The sequence below is a fragment of the Chloroflexota bacterium genome, from assembly GCA_013152435.1.
Taxonomy (GTDB): Bacteria; Chloroflexota; Anaerolineae; order DUEN01; family DUEN01; genus DUEN01.
The window spans coordinates 19,388-39,130 of sequence record JAADGJ010000071.1 but is presented as its reverse complement, the minus strand read 5'-3'; the positions used below and the strand labels follow the sequence as shown (position 1 = coordinate 39,130).

At 65.5% G+C, this 19,743-nt stretch carries 14 protein-coding genes; 2 read left to right on the top strand and 12 right to left on the bottom strand.

The window, feature by feature from the left end; genetic code table 11:
- Positions 1–505 precede the first annotated feature (505 nt).
- From GXP39_10135 to GXP39_10080, 12 genes are all read right to left on the bottom strand, one after another.
- Positions 506–1,915 carry an adenylosuccinate lyase gene (locus tag GXP39_10135; GenBank protein NOZ28394.1) on the bottom strand — a complete coding sequence of 470 codons (1,410 nt, stop codon included), beginning with the start codon at positions 1,913–1,915 and terminating at the stop codon, positions 506–508.
- Positions 1,916–1,989: 74 nt separating this feature from the next.
- Complete coding sequence (locus GXP39_10130) at positions 1,990–3,255, bottom strand: adenylosuccinate synthase (protein NOZ28393.1); 1,266 nt, start codon at positions 3,253–3,255, stop codon at positions 1,990–1,992.
- A gap of 60 nt (positions 3,256–3,315) precedes the next feature.
- Entirely contained in the window at positions 3,316–3,864 is a 549-nt protein-coding gene (locus GXP39_10125) for a biotin transporter BioY (protein NOZ28392.1), read from the bottom strand.
- Positions 3,865–3,999: 135 nt separating this feature from the next.
- Complete coding sequence (gene purQ, locus GXP39_10120; GenBank protein NOZ28391.1) at positions 4,000–4,911, bottom strand: phosphoribosylformylglycinamidine synthase I; 912 nt, start codon at positions 4,909–4,911, stop codon at positions 4,000–4,002.
- Between the two features lie 346 nt (positions 4,912–5,257).
- A complete protein-coding gene (locus GXP39_10115; protein NOZ28390.1) occupies positions 5,258–6,562 on the bottom strand; it encodes a hypothetical protein in 1,305 nt (434 codons plus the stop codon).
- A 124-nt stretch (positions 6,563–6,686) separates the two neighbouring features.
- Positions 6,687–9,587 carry a phosphoribosylformylglycinamidine synthase subunit PurL gene (gene purL / locus GXP39_10110; protein ID NOZ28389.1) on the bottom strand — a complete coding sequence of 967 codons (2,901 nt, stop codon included), beginning with the start codon at positions 9,585–9,587 and terminating at the stop codon, positions 6,687–6,689.
- Between the two features lie 195 nt (positions 9,588–9,782).
- Positions 9,783–11,273 (bottom strand): IMP dehydrogenase, encoded by a 1,491-nt coding sequence (gene guaB, locus GXP39_10105; protein NOZ28388.1) that lies wholly within the window; start codon positions 11,271–11,273, stop codon positions 9,783–9,785.
- Positions 11,274–11,448: 175 nt separating this feature from the next.
- The gene (locus GXP39_10100; GenBank protein NOZ28387.1) at positions 11,449–12,375 is read right to left on the bottom strand and encodes a glucosamine-6-phosphate isomerase; all 927 of its coding nucleotides are present in this window, start codon (positions 12,373–12,375) and stop codon (positions 11,449–11,451) included.
- 15 nt (positions 12,376–12,390) lie between these two features.
- Positions 12,391–13,257 (bottom strand): GlcNAc-PI de-N-acetylase, encoded by an 867-nt coding sequence (locus tag GXP39_10095; GenBank protein ID NOZ28386.1) that lies wholly within the window; start codon positions 13,255–13,257, stop codon positions 12,391–12,393.
- A gap of 21 nt (positions 13,258–13,278) precedes the next feature.
- Positions 13,279–14,139 carry a carbohydrate ABC transporter permease gene (locus GXP39_10090; protein ID NOZ28385.1) on the bottom strand — a complete coding sequence of 287 codons (861 nt, stop codon included), beginning with the start codon at positions 14,137–14,139 and terminating at the stop codon, positions 13,279–13,281.
- A 16-nt stretch (positions 14,140–14,155) separates the two neighbouring features.
- Positions 14,156–15,109 (bottom strand): sugar ABC transporter permease, encoded by a 954-nt coding sequence (locus tag GXP39_10085; protein NOZ28384.1) that lies wholly within the window; start codon positions 15,107–15,109, stop codon positions 14,156–14,158.
- Positions 15,110–15,254: 145 nt separating this feature from the next.
- Entirely contained in the window at positions 15,255–16,598 is a 1,344-nt protein-coding gene (locus GXP39_10080; protein NOZ28383.1) for a sugar ABC transporter substrate-binding protein, read from the bottom strand.
- 355 nt (positions 16,599–16,953) lie between these two features.
- Here GXP39_10080 and GXP39_10075 point away from each other — a divergent pair, with 355 nt between their 5' ends.
- Both GXP39_10075 and GXP39_10070 read left to right on the top strand, forming a co-directional pair.
- Entirely contained in the window at positions 16,954–18,171 is a 1,218-nt protein-coding gene (locus tag GXP39_10075; protein ID NOZ28382.1) for a DUF58 domain-containing protein, read from the top strand.
- Positions 18,143–19,669: a DUF4129 domain-containing protein gene (locus GXP39_10070; protein NOZ28381.1), complete on the top strand. Its 1,527-nt coding sequence runs from the start codon at positions 18,143–18,145 to the stop codon at positions 19,667–19,669. The genes GXP39_10075 and GXP39_10070 overlap by 29 nt, the downstream gene beginning before the upstream one ends.
- The last annotated feature ends 74 nt before the right edge of the window (positions 19,670–19,743 follow it).

Here is a 19,743-nt window from a genome sequence, read left to right as displayed (position 1 = left end):
GCCCGTCCACCACGTAGATGTCCCGCACCTTGCCTTCGATCCGCTCTCCCAATCCGGGCACCTCCACGCGTAACAGAGCGTGCGGGATCGCTTGCATGATCTCTTCTATGGCCAGCATACCACCTCTCTCCTCCTTGGACACTGTGCGTCCCTTGCGCACCTTGCGGTTCCCAGTACCCCTCGCAGGGCATACCCTGCCTTGCCCTATTCGCATCAACTGAACAGCATGGGCGAGGCTCCCGCCGGCCACCTTTTCCCTCCACGGGCGGCCGCACCTGAAAGGGGAGGTGCGGAGGGGCTTCCCCTCCGCAGAAAAACGCTTTCTCTCGCCTTTTCCCTGCCTGGTTGGGGCTTTGGCCGGTGGCCCCCGGCCCCACAGGGCAGGTGAGGGGCTGAAAATAGGTTTCTTCGGAGGGGCTGACGCCCCTCCAAGCCACCCCAAAGATGCGGAGCCACGCTTCCGTATCGCTTAACTTGATACCAATGGGCATGCCCTGCCTTGCCCCTACTCCAGTTGCTCCCGCAGCATGCGGGCGAATTCCCGAGCGCGCGCCGGGGCGTCGCCCACGTAATCCGTGGCGTCCAGCCAGGCGCGCACCTCCTTTGGTGTTGCGTATTGCGTAATCCGTGAGTCACTACATAGCAAGTCGGGCAGCGGATTGGCCTGTCCCTGTCGAATCGCAGCCCACGCGGCCAACGAGTGCTCCCGGATCACCTCGTGCAGCTCCTGGCGATCCCCGCCCCGCTTCACCGCCTCCATCAACAGTCGCTCGGTGGCGGCGAAGGCACCATAAGCGTCGAGCAGGCGAGCGGCGGCTTCCCGGTCGACCCGCAGCCCCCGGATGATCCGGCCGGCCTTTCGCAGCAGCTCGTCGGCGATGAGGAACGCCTCCGGCAGAATGCTGCGGCGGTTGGCCGAGTCGTCCAGGGTGCGCTCCAGCAGGCTGTGCGCCGCGTTGTCCCAGGCCACCCGGGGCAGCGCGGCCAATAGCCGGGCCAAACTGTCCATGTTCTCCGCGTTGATCGGATTGCGCTTGAACGGCATGGCGCTGGAGCCCACCTGCCGGGCGCCGAACGGCTCGGCCCACTCCCCGATGGGCGGCGACTGCAGCACGCGCAGGTCGAAGGCGAACTTGTACAGGGACTGGCCCAGCCCAGCCAGCGCCGAGAGCACCTGATACTCCTGTTTGCGCGGGTACGTCTGCGTGGCGATGGGCACCGGCTCCAGCCTCAGCGCGGCCATGACCCGCCGCTCGAACTCGGCGGGGGTCATGTTCGTGCCCTGGAAGAGCTGAGCGTACGAGGCGGCGGTCCCCACCGCCCCTTTGAACCCCTTGCCGCGTACCTCCGCCCGAACCTGTCGCAGCGCCAGCCAGTCATGCCAGAGGTCCTGGGCATACTGGGCCAGCCGATAGCCGATGGTGGTGGGCTCGGCCGGCTGGAGGTGTGTGAACGCCATGGTGGGCACGTCCGCCCACCGCTCGACCTGCTCCGCGAAGGCCAACGTCACCTCTCGCAGGCGCTCCAGGATCAGATCGAGCGCCTCCCGGATGCGCAGCGCGTCCGCGTTGTCCTCCACATCCATGGAGGTGGCGCCCAGATGGATGATGCCGCCGCCGACGGGGCACCGCTCCGCGTAGGTGCGCACTTCCGCCATCAGGTCATGGCGGATCTCCCGCTCGATCTCATGCGCTCGCGCCAGGTCGATCTCATCCTGATGGGCGCGCAGATCGGCCACCTGCTCGGCGGTCACCAGCCCGGCCTCGCTCTGAGCCTCGGCCATCGCCACCCAGATGCGTCGCCACAGCCGGCGCTTATGCGCCTCGCTCCACAGCCTCCGCATCTCCGGCGAGCCGTACCGCCACGTGAAGGGCGAAAGGTACTCTTCGTGAGAAAACGTTGGTCCCTCTTTCATCGAGCGTTTCCTGGCGATTCAACGAAGAAGCGAGTCAGCGAATCAGCGAGTCGGCGAGCTGGCGATTTGCTCCTCTACAACACGATTAATTGATCCCGTTCAGGGCCCACGGATACGTACCGAATGGGGACACCCGCCAGCTCCGAGATGCGATTCAGGTAAGCCTGCGCCGCCTCGGGCAGATCATCCCACGTCCGGGCCTCGCGGGTGGATGTCAGCCAGCCCGGCCACGTCTCGTATACCGGCGTCACCTGCTCCAGCACCGGCGTATCCGGCACATGCTCAATGACTTCGCCGTTCAGCCGGTACCCCACGCAGATTTTGATCTCGGAGAAGCCGTCCAACACGTCGAGCTTGGTCACGGCCAGGCTGGTGAAGCCGTTCAACCAGGCCGAATGCCGCACGGCCACCGCGTCAAACCAGCCACAACGCCGCGGCCGGCCGGTGGTGGCGCCATATTCCTGGCCGACCTCGCGCAGCTGCTCTCCGACCTCGTCTTTTAGCTCCACCGGGAACGGCCCGGCCCCCACCGCGGTGGAGTACGCCTTCACCACGCCGATCACCCGATCGATGGCGGTGGGGGGAAGCCCGGCCCCCGCGCAGGCGGCTCCCGCCAGCGGGTTCGACGAGGTCACATACGGGTAGATGCCCCAATCGAGGTCACGCATAGCGCCCAGCTGGCCCTCCAACAACACTTCCTGGCCGCCTCGCACCGCCTCCTGGATCATGGGCAACGTGTCCACGATCCTCGGCGCCAGCATCTTGCCCCAGGCGATCGCCCGCTCCAATAGCTCCTCCAAATCCACAGGCGGCTGGCCGAAATACGCCAGGGTCCGATTCTTGCGCTCGATCACCAACGACAGACGCTGACGCAGGTAATCCGGCCGGGTAAGATCACCCAGCCGAACCCCATGCCGGGCGGCCTTGTCCGCGTAGGCCGGCCCAATGCCACGCTTGGTCGTGCCGATCTGCGCCCGCCCCCGGGATTGCTCCTCCAGCCCGTCCAGCAAGCGATGATACGGCAACACCACATGCGCCCGGTCGGAGAGCCACAGGTTATCCAGCGATACCCCAGCCTCGGACAGCTCCCGCATCTCCTCCATGAGCGTCTCCGGGTTCACCACAGTGCCCGTGCCCACGATGCATCGGGTCTGAGGATTGAAGATCCCGGAGGGCACCAGATGCAGCCGGAATGTGCCGAACTCATTCACGACGGTATGGCCGGCGTTATCCCCTCCCTGGAATCGGATCACCACATCTGCACGCTGGGCAAGATAGTCCACCACGCGCCCCTTGCCCTCATCCCCCCACTGCGCGCCCACAACGGCTGTAACGGTCATATCACTCTCCCACTCCACATCACCACGAAAATGTAGCGGACAACCGGCGGCGGAGAAAGATCACCCCGTCCTGGTCGGCCCCACCAAACGGCGAGCACCATCGGCCACCGCGGCCGCCACCAACGCCTTGCCCAGATCCACCACGATGAACGGGGCCACGCCCATGGTCCATGCCTTGCCCCAATCACCACCCAGCCAGACGGCCAGCCAGCTCGCGCCGCCCAGGTAGATCACACCGATGCCCGCCAGCGCGGCCATCCACACGCGCCAACCCGGCCGAGCCAGCGCGCCCACCACATAGGCCGCGGGAGCGAACGCGATCAGATAGCCGCCCGTGGGGCCCAGGAAGGCCGCCGGCCCGCTCAAGCCTCTGGCAGAAAGCGGAAGCCCCAAAGCGATGGCCGTCAGATAGGCCAACTGACTGGCCGCGCCTCCTCGCGCTCCCAGGGTCAGCCCCGCCAGCAGTACAGCCAATACCTGCAGCGTCACCGGCACCGGCGTGAACGGTAAAGGAATCACCACCCGTGCTGTCAACGCCGTCAGCGCCGCAAAAAGCGCGATCCCTCCAAGCACACGCGCTCGCGACCAGTCCAGTGCCAACACCTTCATATCACACTCTCCGCTTCACGCTTCTTAAATGGACGCAGCGCCACTGCGCCCCTACTTTGGCATAGAGCAATGTCGTGATAAGCATTACCGCCTCGTCGCTCCACGCTCCCCGCCCCACGCTCCACGCTCCCCGCCTCACACCTCCGCCGCGTATCGCACACCGTTCCGAAACAGCGGCAGGCCCAGGGAACCTCGCTCCCCGCGATGGAAGCGCGGGTGCTGCTCCGGGATGATGTGATCCTCCGGATGTGGCATCAGCCCCAAGATCGTCCCGGTCGGGTTGCAGATCCCCGCGATATCCGCCTGGGAGCCGTTGGGGTTCCAGGGATATCCGGCGGAGCGGCCGTCCGGCCCCACATATCGCAGCGCGACGAGCCCCTTCTGCTCCAGCACGGCCAACGTCTCCTCATCCCGGGCGACGAATTTCCCCTCGCCATGCGCCACGGGGCAGTAGATGAGTCCATCCAATCCCTGCGTGAAGATACACGGGCTCTCCGGCTGGGGCCGCAGGTACACCCAACGACACTCGAAGCGGGCGGAATCATTACGCGTGAGGGTCACCACCTGCATTGACGAAGGGCGAAGGGCGAAGGACGACGGCTCTAAACTCCCCGGCTTCCGTCTCCCGCCCTCCGTCCACCGTCCGTCGTCTATCGTCTGTCGTCCATCGTCTATCGTCTGTCGCCTGTTGTCTATTGTCCGTCGCCCTCCGTCCATCCCCCCTGGCAACAGGCCCGACTTCACCAACACCTGAAAGCCGTTGCAGATGCCCAGGACCGGCCGTCCCGCCTCCACGAACGCGGCCAGGTCGTCCGCCAACCGATGGCGCAGCGCCACCGCCCACAACTTGCCCGCGCCCAGGTCGTCGCCGTAGGAGAACCCGCCGGGCAAGACCAGCATCCGGTAATCCATCAGCCGACGCTCACCGGCGATCAACTGGTTGATGTGGACGATCTCCGGAGCGCCGCCCGCCAGCTCGCACGCCCATGCGGCCTCACGGTCCCGGTTCGTCCCGTTTGCATGCAGAATCAAAACAGGAGGTTTCATGCGCACTCACGTCCTGATCGAACTCGTTCTCTCAGAGCGTATCTGAGGATCTCCCCCAGCTACCAGCTCCTCAGGGGGAGGTGTGGAAGGGACCTTCCCTCCACGGAAACCTCACTTTTCCGGCCTGCACCTGCCTTTCTCGGCCCTTTCCGAAGGACCCGGGCCGAGGCCAGGCAGGTCAAAGGCGGAAGAAGGACTTTTTCCAGAGGGACTCCGCTCCTCCGAGCCTCTCCATAGCAGAAGCGACGACATTTCCCAGACACGCTCTCAGACGACGAATGGATTGATCTTCCTCACGCTCTCCGCGTCTCGGCGGTGAGACATGGGAGATCGCCAAGCTGGTATCCTACTCGCGTTCCGAAACCCAGCGAAGGCGCCGCACCTGATATGGCTCGCCGACCGAAACGACGCGCTGTGGCTGACCTCCGGTGACCGGCACCACCCAGATGCCATCACCAGGCACCTCATAGGCGAGGTACTGGCTATCCGGAGACCAGACGAAGCGCGCCACCGAGTGGGCAGGCGGGCTGATCGCCGTCCAGGACTCCTCCCCGGCCGGGCTCACCCACAGCTCGCCCGCTCCGCCCCGCGCCTCGATGGGAGCGACCGCGGCCTCCCACACGCCATCCGGCGACCACTGAGGGCCGCTCCATCCCTGCCCCTCCGCGTAGAGAACGGGCATGACCGCGTATGGATCCAACCCGGAGAACCAGCGATACAGACGCCCCCGATCCGGGCGCTCGTCCGGCGGCACCCACACAAAGTCCAACGCCTCGCCGTCCGGCCCCCAGGCCAGCCCATCCCCTCCGAACGGCTGCGCGGGGCGCCAGCCCACAAACGGGCCGAACGCCTCCGTGATGTTCACGTACTCATCCGTCTCCAGATCGGCGACGAACACATCCCGACGCTGAGGCGATCCCCCTCTGGCCGATTCCAACCCGCGCACCACAAAGGCCAGCTTGCGCTGCTCTCCGGCCCAGACCGGGGACCGCACCTCATCCTCCTGGGCGATCAACGCGGGCGGCACGCCCTCCGGGCCCAACCGCATCACGTAGAGCGACTCCCGCTCACCCAGCACGACGAACGCCAGCCGGGTGCCGTCGGCGCTCCACGCCACATCCCGTACAGCCGGGATATCCGGCACGTTGACCACATCCGAAGGATCCGACAGGCTGGTCAGCACCATGAAACCCTCGCTCACCAGGCCCACATAGTTGCCCGGCGGCGATATGAACACTCGCTGCAAGCCCTCGCCCGCCGGCAACAACGGCACCAGCGATTCGGGAGGTACGATGGTGTACACCTGTCCCGTTCGATCACCGACGGCACAGAGGCCAGATCCCTGAGCGGCGCACTCCCACAACGCATCCGACGTGTCCGCCAAAAGGACCTGGAGATCATCCCGCTGCGCCGAGCGGGCCCACAACACCACACCTTCCTCCTCCCGGCCGCTGTTCGCCGTGGAGAAGACCAGATGCCCAATCGGCAGCGGGCCGTCGGGCCGAACCAGGCCTAAATACTCCGGCGTCGGCGTCGGGCTGGGCAACGCCGTCGGCCGGGGCGCCGTGGGGACCGGAGGCGTGGCCGTGGGCGGGATCGGGCTGGGGCCGTTGCCGGCGCAGGCGATGAGAAGCCAGGCGAGGATTCCCAAAAACGTAAGGGGTAAAGAGGAAAACGTAATGCGTATTGCGTAATGCGTAAAACGTAACGCTCTTCGCCCCCTGCTCTCCGCTCTCCGCTCTCCGCTTCCCGCTTCACGCTTCACGTTCTGCCTCCTATCCGCGCCAGGCCCGCTCGATCGCTGAGAGGTCCACGTCGATCACAAGGCGACCGTCAAGGCCCACCATCTGCACCCGGCCGCCCTCCCGCACACGCCCAATCCGAGCGATCGGCTGCCCCTCCAGACACGCCTCAAACGCGGGCGCATCCTCCGGCGTCACCTCCACGATGAAGCGCCCCAACGACTCGCTGAACGCCACCACGTCATCCCGATCGACGCCATCCGCCCGCGGCACATCGGCCAGGTGCACCTCCGCCCCCAATCCCCCCGCCAGACACATCTCGGCGAGGGCCACGGCCAAACCGCCCTCGGAGCAATCGTGACATGCCCGAACGATCCCCTGGGCGATGGCCCGGTGCAGCGCCCGATACCGCTCGATCCCTCGCTCGGGCGGCTGCGGCACGTTCGCCCCCAGCTCCCCGTGCCGATGGTAATAACTCGACCCGCCCAACTCGTCGGCCGTTACCCCCACCACGTACAGCCAATCCCCAGGGGCCTTCAGGTCCATCGTCACCGTCCGCCGCACGTCCGGCACGATCCCCAACGCCGAGATGAGCAGGGTGCCGGGGATGGCGCGCTTGCGGCCCTCCGCATCGGTGTACTCGTTGTTCAGGCTGTCCTTGCCGGAGACAAAGGGAGCGCCGTAAGCCACCGCGGCGTCGTAGCATCCCTGCGCACAGCGCACCAGCGCGCCCAACCGATCCGGCAGGCTGGGGTTCCCCCAACAGAAATTGTCCAGCAACGCGATCCGGTCCGGATCCGCGCCCACGGCGACGCAGTTCCGGATCGCCTCGTCCACCGCCGCCCACGCCATGGCGTACGGGTCAATGAACCCATAGCGAGGGCGAATCCCACAAGCTATCGCGATCCCGCGGCGTGATCCCCAATCTCCGATCTCTCCCCCCGGATACAGCACGGCGGCATCGCTCGGCCCGGCGTCCTCCCGCCCGACAAACGGCTTCACCACCGTGCCGCCCTGCACCTCGTGATCGTAACGGCGAACGACGTCCTCCTTGCTGCGCGTGTCGGGATCGGCCAGCAACGCCAGTAGGTCCGCCGTCAGGTCCGACGGGCCAGGGAGATGGGGCTCCGAGACGGCCGGCGGGGTCCACACGGCACGCAGATGTCGACGTGGGATGCCGTTATGCAGGAAGTCCGTGGACAGCCGGCCGACCACGCGATCGCCATAGTACAGGGTCAGCTGGCCGTCGCCGGTGAACGTCCCCAGCACCGTGGCCTCCACGTCCTGGCCTTTGCAGATCTCCTGCAGGCGCGGCCAGCGATCGGGCGGCACGGCCAACACCATGCGCTCCTGCGCCTCGCTCAGCCAGATCTCCCAGGGACGCAGGCCGGCGTACTTCAGCGGCACCCGGTCCAGATGTACCTCCGCGCCCAGCTCGGCCCCCATCTCGCCCACGGCCGAGGAGAGCCCGCCCGCGCCGCAATCGGTGATGGCCGTGTACAGCCTCTCGTCCCGGGCCCGCAACACGACCTCCAGCACCTGCTTCTCGTGGATGGGATGCCCGATCTGCACCGCGCTGCCGGCCACCTCGCCCGTCTCGTGGGTCATCTCCATGGAGGAGAAGGTGGCGCCGCGCAGCCCATCGCGCCCCGTGCGCCCGCCGATCACGACGACCAGATCGCCGGGCTGCGGCTCGCGAGGGTGGGCACCATGAGGCAGGATCCCGAGACAGCCGCAGAACACCAGCGGGTTGGCCGTGTAACCCGGATCGTAGAGGATGGCCCCATTGACTGTGGGGATCCCCATCTTGTTGCCGTAATCCTCGATGCCAGCCGTCACCCCGTCGGCGATGCGGCGGGGATGCAACACACCGGTCGGCAGCTCGGAGAACGGCAGATCCTGTGGGCCGAAGCAGAGCACGTCCGTGTTCGCGATAGGCCGGGCGCTGACCCCCAGAACATCCCGCACGACGCCTCCCACCCCCGTGTTGGCCCCGCCGAACGGCTCCAGCGCCGAAGGGTGGTTGTGCGTCTCCACCTTGAAGGCCAGGTCGAATCGATCGTCAAAGGCCACGATGCCCGCGTTATCCACGAAAGCGGAGCGCACCCAGGACTTGTCGACCCGCTCCGTGGCGGCGCGAATGTACGTCTTGAGCAACGAATCGATGTGACGATGACGCGGGGTCCCGTCCGGCCCCGGCTCCTCATAGGTGATGAACGCCTTGAACGTCTTGTGCACGCAGTGCTCCGACCAGGTCTGCGCCAGGGTCTCCAGCTCCACGTCGGTGGGCTCGCGGCCCTCCCGGCGATAGTAAGCCTGGATGGCCCGCATCTCGTTCAAATCCAGGGACAGGCGGCGCTCCCGGCTGATGGCCTCCAGGGCGTCGTCGTCCGCCTCGGTGATGGGGATCACCTCCACCGTATCGTCGGCCTCCTGCACCGGCACAAACGGCGGGTCGATCGCCCGGTTGATCGCGTATGTCTGGATGACCTCGTTGACCAGCAGGCGCTCGGCGATGAGGCGCGCCTGATACTCGCTCAGGGCGCCCTGCAGCGTGTAGCGCTGGCCCGTGGCCGCACGCTCCAACCCCGCCACGCCGATCATGCGAGCGCCCTCCAACAGGCTCTCGGCCACGCTGTCGGTCACGCCCGGCAACAGGGACACCTCGACGACCCACGCGCCGGGGGCCGAACGGTCCCCGGCCCCGTCGGGAAACGGATGCCACCGGGCCTCCTCCACCACCGGATCGTGTAACAGCGTGTCGGCCAGCCGCTCCACGGCCTCAGGGTCCAGATCCCCTTGCAGGAAATACAGGTCCGTCACGCGGACGGCGTTCACGCCATCGATGCCCAACGCGTCCACCTGCCGCAGGATGCTCTCCCCGCGCGCATCACGGATCCCCTCTCGGGTCGACACCTCAACGCAATAGATCATGAGATCCCCATCTCCGAATGGCTACGGCTGCGGAAAGTAAAATAGGCCAGCACACCCGATCCTCGATCGGTATGCCGGCCATGGCTCCTGCCTGCTGGCGATATGTGCGTCAAACCGCCCACCCTGCCTCCACTGTCGAATCCGGAAAAGGCGGTTAGCTCGCGCACCCAAGCAGCCCGCGTCAGGCGGCATCGCCTAGCGCGGGGTGACCTGATAATTTGGCGCCTCTTTTGTGATGAAGACACTGTGCGGATGGCTCTCGATGAATCCAGCGTTCGTGATACGCACGAAGCGGGCTTTCTCCCGCAACTCCCGCAAGTTCGCCGCGCCCACATATCCCATGCCCGAGCGCAGCCCTCCCATCAACTGGAACATGTAATCCGCCAGGCGCCCCTTGTACGGCACCTGTCCCTCGATCCCCTCCGGCACCAGCTTGCCGGTGGACGCGTCCAGGTCGCTCGCATCCTGGGAGGAGGCGTAGCGATCCCGGGCACGCCCCTTCATGGCGCCCAGGGAGCCCATGCCCCGGTACTCCTTGAATCGTCGCCCCTCGTAGATCACCATCTCCCCGGGCGACTCGTCCAGGCCGGCCAGGAGCGACCCCAACATGACGGCGTCCGCCCCGGCCGCCAGGGCCTTCACGATGTCACCGGAGTACTTGATGCCGCCATCGGCGATGACGGGGACGCCGCGCGGCCGCGCCGCAGCCGCACACTCGGCGATGGCCGTCATCTGCGGCACGCCCGCCCCGGCCACGACACGAGTGGTGCAGATGGACCCGGCGCCAACCCCTACCTTGATCACATCAGCGCCCGCCTCGATCAGCGCCTCCGCTCCCTCGGCCGTGACCACGTTCCCGGCCAACACGGGGAGGTCCGGGGCGATCATCTTGATCCGACGCACCGCCTGCAACACCGCGGCGGAATGGCCATGCGCCGTGTCCACGGCCACCGCATCCACCCCGGCATCCAGCAACAGCTCCAGGCGATCCTCCAGGTCCTGGCCCACCCCCACGGCGGCGGCGACCAGGAGCCGTCCCTGATCGTCGGTCGCCGCGTTGGGGAAGTCCTGCTTCTTCAGGATATCCTTATACGTGATCAGGCCACGCAGGCGGAAATCCTGATCCACCAGCGGCAGCTTTTCGATCCGGTACTTGTGCAGGATCGCCTTGGCCTCCTCCAACGAGGTGCCCACCGGCGCCGTGATGAGCCCCTCCGACGTCATGTACTCCCGAACGGAGGCGTCGAAGCGGGTGGCAAACCGGATGTCCCGATTGGTGAGGATGCCCACCAGCCGGCCGTTGTCGGTGATGGGCACGCCGGAGATGTGATAACGCGACATGATGGCCTCGGCCTCGGCCAGCGTGGCATCCGGCCCCAGCGTGATGGGGTCCACGATCATGCCGGACTCGGAACGCTTGACCTTGTCCACCTCGTCGGCCTGCTCCTCCGGGCTGAGGTTCCGGTGGATGACCCCCATGCCACCCTGCCGGGCCAGCGCGATGGCCATCCGGGCCTCCGTCACCGTGTCCATGGCGGCGGACAACACCGGGATGTTGAGCACGAGCTTCTCGTGCAGCTGGGTGCGCAGGTCCACCTCGGAAGGCAAGACCTCCGCGTAGCCGGGGACCAGCAACACGTCGTCAAAAGTCAGCGCCTCGCCTCCCAACAGGTCGGCGAACTGCATTGCCCCCTCCCGAACCAAAGATAAAGCCCTACCCCTCCGGGCCTTCCCGGCGATGAGTAGGGCACCGACTCACCATTGATCGGGCACTCAGGCCCGCAAAATCATTGTACACGCAGGAGCAGGAAGAAGCAAATCTTGATATGTGGATGGAACCGAATTTCCCCTCCCGCCCCCATCAATGCATCTCCGTCTCGCAGGTCCCGATCCCGCTCCGCAGGAAATTGAACTGCACGTTCGGGTGATCAGCCAGCAGGGACATGGGCACGGACGTGTCCACAATCCGCTTGGAGATCATCAGCGTCGTCAGGCGCATGCCGAACGGATTGTCATGATTGCCCGCGTGCCAGATCGACACCTTCTCCGCCTTCCACGTCTCGATCGGGCCGACGGTGACCGCCTGGGTGGGCACGTTCTGCACCACGCCGCCGCCGGAGGTGCGTGCGTTCTGAATGATCGTCATGGGATGGAGGTCCACCACTCGCGTGCCGAGCTTGCGATATTCCTCCGGCGGGGGCGGCTCGTCCACGTACTTTCCCTCACGCTTGGGCGGGTCGTTGAAGGCCCAGTGCTTGACCTCCCCCTGGCCCCCCTGCATGACCACGCATCGCGCCATCTCCCAGCTCTGGATGTACTCCGTGGGGTCGGCCGCCGGGAAATGGATGTTCTCCTTGGGCATGGCCAGCTCGGGGCGGATGCGGTTGAAGCACAGCTCCATGTCCGCCCTGGCGAAGCTGAGGGGGAAGTCCATCCCCACCTCCTTGCCATCCACGACCCACTCGTCCATGCCCCAGAAGTGGCAGTTCCGCAAGGAGATGCCCAGCTCGTTGACCAAGCGCGCCACCAGGGGCAACTGCTCGGTGGGCCCGATGGGGCCGCAGATACCGGCGGGCTCATCGTCCGTGGCCTGCATCCAGGCCGTGATGTACTCCAACGCCTCGGCCAGATAGAACTCCTCGACGGTGTCGTAGAACCGAACGGTGAACCCCTCCCGGCTCAGCCCCAACAGGTCGTCCGCCGTCAGCCGGGCGGCGTCATCCAGGATCTCCCGATCGAGCGTGGTGTAATCCCACCAGTCCGGTGCAACCTTGCTTATCGGTCTCATGTTTCCTCCTTCGATTTATTCAAGCTCCACCCCGTCGAACAGGTCGGTCTCGACCCGCCCGGTCGGCGGTGGGAAGGCCCGCGTGAAGACCTCCGTGCTCAAAACACGGCGGCGCAAAAAGGGCGGCAAAACCTTCACGAAGGAAGGCCCGCCGCTATACTGGCTGGCGTGAGCCCGGCTGGCCGCCTCCTTCCGTGGCAGGTACGCGGACACATCGATTCGCGCATGCACGGGCGTCTCCTGCCGGCTGATCTCCGCCAGGTTGATGTCCCGGTTGCGCCCAATGGCCGTCGGATCCTGTCCCGCAAGCCGCATCAGCCGCACGATCCACCGGAGCACGCGCTTGTTCATCGCCGTGTAATAGAGCTTCTGAGGGCGATACGGCGGTCGATCGCCCTCCCGCGCCGCGTCCGGATCGGCGGCGAGATGAAAGGCCGCGGTGGCCGCCCGGGAGACCAGGATATGATCCGGGTGACCGTATCCGCCGAACGGATCGTGCGTGATGATCACCTGGGGGCGCAGCCGGCGGATCAGCCGCACCAGCTCCTCCACCAGCGCATCCAGCGGCTGCTGAATCAGCGCACGGGGATGCCGATTGTCCGGACTGCCCCGCATCCCGCTATCCCGATAGGGCAGCGTCCACACGCCGGCAAGGCCCAACGCCTCCGCAGCCTTCGCCAGCTCCTCCGCCCGCACCTCCGCCAGGCTGCTGTGGCCCTTCAGGCGATCCACATCCTCCACGGAACCGGCGTCGCCATCGGTCGCCACGATCACATGAACGTCCACACCCTCGGCGGCGTAGCGGGCCAGCGTCCCCCCCGGGCCAAAGCTCTCATCGTCCGGGTGGGCGAATATTCCAAGCAACACGCGCCGTTCACTCATCGCTTCTCACACTCCATCCGATCAACGTCCTCCCATGCCCGAGAGCGTGATCCCCTCTACGAACCACCTCTGGGCGACGATGTACACGACCAACACCGGGATCAGGGCGATCACGGACCCGGCCATCAGCAGATGCCATTGTACATTATACTGCCCCTGAAAGGCACTCAGGCCCACGGGCAGCGTACGCATGTCCAGCGAGGCCGTGATCACCAGGGGCCACAGGAAGTCGTTCCAGGCCCCCAGGAAGACGAAGATGGAGAGGGCGGCGATCGCCGGGCCGCTCAGCGGCATGATCACCTGTCCCCAGATACGCCAGGAGGACGCGCCGTCGATACGAGCGGCCTCGTCCAGATCCATTGGGATAGTGCGCATGTACTGGCGCAACAGGAAGGTGCTGAAGGCCGAAAACGCCGGCGGCAGGATCAGCGCTTTATAGGAATCGTACCAGCCCAGATAACGGATAAGGATGAAATTCGGGATCATGGTCACCTGAAAGGGGATCATCAGGGTGGCCAGGTAGAGCATGAAAAGCGGCTCACGGCCCCAAAAGCGCAGCCGGGCGAAGGCAAAGGCCGCCAGCGAGGAGGTCAGGATCTGAAGGGCGGTGATGCTGACGGCGACGATGGCGCTGTTCAGGTAGAAGCGGCCGAAGGGCATGACCGAGACCGTCTCCACGTAATTCTCCCAGGCGATCCGGCTGGGGATCCACACGGGCGGATAGGCGAAGACCTCCCGGGGCTCCTTCAACGAGGTGCTGAGCATCCAGGCGAAGGGCAATAGCATGAGAACGCTGCCGGCCAACAACGCCCCATGCAGCGCCAGATGGGCCACCCACGAGCCCGATCGAGGATGCCTTCTGCCGAGGAGTGTGGATCGCATACGTGCAACCATGGGCCTACTCCCCCGCCTCGTAATGCACCCAATGTCGTTGCAATCGGGTCTGGATGAACGTGAAGACGAAGATGAAGGCGAACAACACCCAGGCGATGGCCGAGGCCTTGCCCATGCGCCCGAACTCGAAGGCGTTCTGATAGATGTAGTAGACGATGGTCAGGGTCGCCTGGGCCGGGCCGCCCCGGGTCATCACGTACGGCTCGCTGAAGAGCTGGAAGGCGCCGATCATCTGGATCACCAGCAGGAAGAACGTGGTCGGGCTCACCATGGGCACCGTGATGTGCCGGAAACGCTGCCAGGCGTTCGCCCCATCCACCTCGGCCGCATCGTAAAGCTCGCGAGGGATGGCCTGTAAGCCGGCCAGATAGATCACCATGGTGAAGCCGGTGTTCTTCCAGAGGGTGAGGATGACGACGGCCGGCCGGGCCCAGGTCGGGCTGTTCAACCAATCGGGCGGCGTGATGGGAAGCCCCGTCCATTCGGCCAGCTTCCAGATCATGGCGCTGACCACGCCGAAATCCCGGTTGAACATCCACTGGAAGATGAGGGCGGCCGCCACGATGGTGGTGACCACGGGCATGAAATAGATCAGCCGATAAACCGTCCGCCCCCGGATCGGGCGATTCAGGGCCACGGCCATCATCAGCCCCAGGATCAATTGCAGCGGCACGATCGTGACGATGAAATAGGCCGTGTTCCAGAACACCTTCTGGAAGATGCGATCGCGGGTCAGGAGCTGCACGTAATTCGCCACGCCGACGAAGATCGGCGGGGTGAGCAGGTTCCAATGCACAAAGCTCAACGCCAGGGAGGCGATCACGGGAAGGGCGGTGAAGATCAGGAACCCGATCAGGCTGGGCACCAGGAAGAGATAGGCCTCCCACTGCTGATCAGGGCGCCACCGAAACCACCGGCGACTCGCGGTGGGAACGGATCGGCCGTGTGCAACGGTCATGGCTCACTCTCCGGACCACGATGACCTACAGGATGGAGGGATCGCGACCACGCATCAGGGGAGAACAAGGTGATGGGCCATGCGGCCGCATGACCCATCACGTTACCTCATCTCTCTCGTTTGGACCACACCCAGGGGCCCCGGATCACTTGGGATAGCCGTGCTCCGCCAGGAAGGCATCCACCTGTTCGCAGACCTCCGGCACCACCTTCTCGGGGTCCTCGCCCGCCCAGATGCGCTGCATCCCCGGCAGGATGATGGAGCCGTTCAGCTCACCCCACTCATCGAAGTAGCCGAACCGCCCGACCTTGGCGTTCTCCGCCTCGATGAGGAAGGCCTTGCGGTTGGCCGGTGGCTTCCCGGAGCGGAGGAAGACGTCGGAGTAGGCCACAGACTTCAGCGCGGGGAAGATCTCCCCGGACTCGGTGTAGAGGCGCTGGCCGCCATCCTTGCTTTGCAGCCAGCTCAGGAAGGTCCAGGCCGCCTCCTTGTTATCGCTGGCGGCGCTCATCACCCAGGCTGCGCCACCGGCAGAAGCGGAGCGCTGCCCGCCCTTGGGGATGGGAACCACCTGGACGTCATAGTCCAGCCCCGCCTCGTTGAACGCCGACACCCGGCTGGAGTTCTGGATGATCATGGCCACCTGGCCGCTGAGGAACACGGCCGTGTCACCGCCGGCCTGGCTGAGATTGGCGTCCCGCATGGCGTAGTTCTTGTTCATCAGGTCGGCGAAGAACTGAATGGCCTCCATGGCCGCCGGCTCGGTCAGCGTACACCGGGAGGGATTCCGCATATCGTCCAGGATGCTGCCGTAATTCTGGCCGACCCATAGCTGATACTTTCCGCCCTCCATACCCAGGGCGTAGCGCTTCACCCGGCCGCTGGGCTCGACGATGGTGAGCTTCTCAGCGGCCGCCACCAGGTCATCCCAGGTCCAGTCCTCAGTGGGATAGGCCACCCCTGCCTCGTCGAAGATGTCCTTGCGATAGTAGAGCACCTCCAGCCCGATGTCCCGTGGCAGGCCGTAGACGCTGCCGTTCCACATGGCCGACTCCAGCAGGGCAGGCCAGTAGTCGCTCAGGTCATAGCCGCTCTTCTCAATCCAGGGGTCGAGATTCTCCAGCACGCCCTGGGCAGCGTACCGAGGCGTCGGCCACAGGAAGAGCACATCGGGGATCACGGACGGGTCGCCGCTGGCCCAGAGGGTTTGAATCTTGGTGAAGTAGTCGCTCCAGGGCTCCACCATGGTCTCGATCTTGATGTTGGGATGTTCAGCCATGAAGGCGTCGGCGACGCTCTGGTGGGTCTTGGCCTCCTGCGGGCTTCCCCAAAAAGCCCAGAGCAGCGTAACGACCTCTTCCTCCTCGGCACCTGCTTCCTCCGCAGCTGGGGCTGCGGCCGGCGGGGGCGGTTGGTATTGACAGGCCCCCAACGCCAGTACGGAGATGACCAACCACGTCACCATCAGGAACATTCGGCCCTTATACATCAGACTGCCTCCTTTCCCTGCACTCGACGGGGATCACTCACAACGCGCCGTGAAAACCTCCTTGCGAGGGGGAAGCGGAACGATACCTCTGGAGCGATAGGCAAACCATGCACTTTCGTTCATGCAACTTCATTATAGCATTGATCGCAACCCCATACAAGGATGTTGTCATCAGGGTGCGGGGCAACTTCCGTAGGGACACCCGGCCGTGCCCCCGCCGTTTCCCGCTCTCCCCGGGGTTGACGATTCCCGGCCCGGGGACGATAATGGATGTGGAAGATTCATCTCCACAACGCCAGTCACGGTCCCCTCATAGCAGCGCGTGAGATGACCAACGAGGAGAGCCCCTCACCCTATGGAAAAAGCCTGGTGGGTAGTCGTCGGCATCATCTTTATCCTGAGCGCGATCCTGCACCACAGCCTTCTGCTCATGATGGGCCTGCTCTTGGCCCTGATCGGGGCAGCCTCTCACCTGTGGACGCGCTACTGTCTCGCCGGCGTCGGTTATCGCCGACGTTTCGGATCGACGCGGCTGTTCTATGGGGAGGAAACCGACCTCTACATCGAGATCGTGAACGCCAAGCCCCTGCCGCTGGCGTGGCTACGCGCCGAGGACGAGTTCCCGGCGGATGTGGAGCTTCTCACCGGCCGCCTACACAGCAGTTATCGCCCCGGCCGCCGGCTCCTGATCAACCTCCTCTCGCTTCGTTGGTACGAGCGGGTGACGCGTCACTACCGGATCCGCGGCGCCCACCGCGGCGCCTGGGAATTCGGCCCCGTGGAGATCATCTCGGGCGATCTCTTCGGGTTCTCCATCAAGCGGGAGAAGTTCCAGGACACCCAGACGCTGTTGGTCTATCCCCGCATCGTGCCGCTCACCGCGCTGGGGTTGCCCGCCCGACATCCCTTCGGCGACTTCAAAACGCCGCGCCGCGTGCTGGAGGACCCCATCCGGCTCATGGGCGCACGAGAGTACATCCCGGGAGACAGCTTTCGCCATATCCACTGGAAGGCCACCGCGCGCCGCAATGAGCTCCAAACCAAGGTGTTCGAGCCATCCGCCAGCCGTCCCATAGCGATCTTCCTCAACGTCAACACCTTCGAATACCGCTACGAGGGGATCGATCGGGAGCTGCAGGAGTTCGCCATCACCACGGCGGCCTCCATCGCACGTTGGGCGTGGGGCGAGGGATACCCCATTGGCCTGTACGTCAACTCCGTCACCCAGCCCGGCGGCCGTCGCATCCGCATCCGCCCCGGAAGCCACCCCGACCAGCTCACCTGGGTTCTGGAGGCGCTGACCCGGGTTGTGATGTACGGACGGTGGCCCATCGAAGCGATCCTCCAGGTGGAAGCGCCGAACCTGCGGTACGGCTCCACCGTCATCGTCGTGAGCCCCCTCCTGAACGATCGACTTTCCCGGACGCTGGTGGACCTGAGGAATCGGGAGTACGGCGTCTCCCTCGTCGGGCTAGGGGAAAAACGACTGGACACACCTCCCCCAGGCATCCGATATTACCATATCGGTGGACACGAGGTGTGGCGTGAATTGGAAGCGCTGGAATTGGGTTAGCGAGGCGATGCTGCCGGCCACGCTCGCCGTCCAACGCACCTGCTGGCTCTGGCTGTGGCTGGAATTCGCCCGCCGATGGCTGGCTCCCTCTTATCACCGGGCCCTCTTGCCCGCCTCGCTGATCCTCGGGCTGTCGTTGACCAGTATGGCGACGGCGCGTTGGACCCCGGCCGGCACCCGGGTACTCAGCCGAGCCCGCCTCCAGACGACCTTGATCGGCTTCGGCGCCATCCTGCTGGTCCTCTGGTGGCAGTTCTACCGCGGCCGATATCCCTTGTGGAACATGCGCTGGATGGGCATCCTGGGAACGGACCTGACCCACTGGGGCGCCGTCACGCCGCCGCTCTTCATCGCCCTGGTCATCGCCATTTACCTGTGGCTGCGCGGCCTGCTGGATGGCCGGATGCCCCCCATCCACGACAACGTCTGGGGAGCCTTCACCACCGGCTTCATCATGCTCGTCATCCTGGTCGTGGTCGCGATGGCAGATCGGCGGGGCCTCCCCACCGGGGCGGAACACGTCATCGTCCTCTTCTTCGCCACCAGCATGGCGGCATTGGCCCTCTCCAGCCTGGAGATGGGGCGCGGGGTGGGCAGGCGACGCATCGGCGCCCGGCTCCAACTGAGCCGTCACTGGCTGGTCAGCATGCTCTCCATCATCCTCGGATTACTGGGGCTCGGCCTGGCTATGAGCGCCCTCATCGCCCCCGCGGACGTGGCCCGGGTGTTGGGTTGGATCGGCGGCGTCGTGAACGCCATCGGCCGCGTGATATACACGGTCATCGCCTTCCTCAGCTACCTCCTCTACCTGATCCTGTACCCCCTCTTCGTGATCCTGATCCCCCTGGTCGAGTGGCTGGCAGCCCTGCTCGGCAAGATGTTCTCCCTCGACTCCCTGCAGGAGCTGGAGGCGGAGGAATTGGACGCGCCGGACCAGCTGATGACCCTCTCCGAGCCGGCCCGCTGGGCCCTGTTGATCGTCACCGTCCTGGTTTTGGGCCTGATCTTCGCCATGGCGCTGCAGCGCGTCCGGCTGGAGACGGAGGAGGAGATCGAGGAGGAGAGGGACCTGATCCTGTCCCGTGAGCTCCTGCGCACGCAATGGAAGGCCCTGTGGCACCGATGGATCCAACGGCTGCGCGGGATGCGGAGGACAGTGCTGCATCCGTTCCTCTCACTGGAGGACGAGATCCACACCCGGCGGGTGATCCGGGCGATCTACCAGGCGCTGCTGGCCGCCGCACGCGATCAGGGATGCCCCCGGCGCCGCGGGCAGACGCCCATCGAGTACCGCCGGGCGCTGGCCCGCCTGCTACCCGGCGCCCAGGATGCCCTGAACGCCATCACAGACGGCTACGTGCATGCCCGCTACAGCCCGGAGCCGCCGACCGTGGAGCAAATGGAGGGCGCCCGCCGGGCCTGGGAGAAGATCCAAAGCACCTGGCAGGCAGAGCCTCGAACCTCGAAAAAGCCCCGACATCCTGCCCCAGATTCTTGACAGGCTCGCGGTATACATGGCAAGATAGGCGGGTGGGATTCTCTCCCTCATCTGTGTGACGGGTGGCTCCTCAC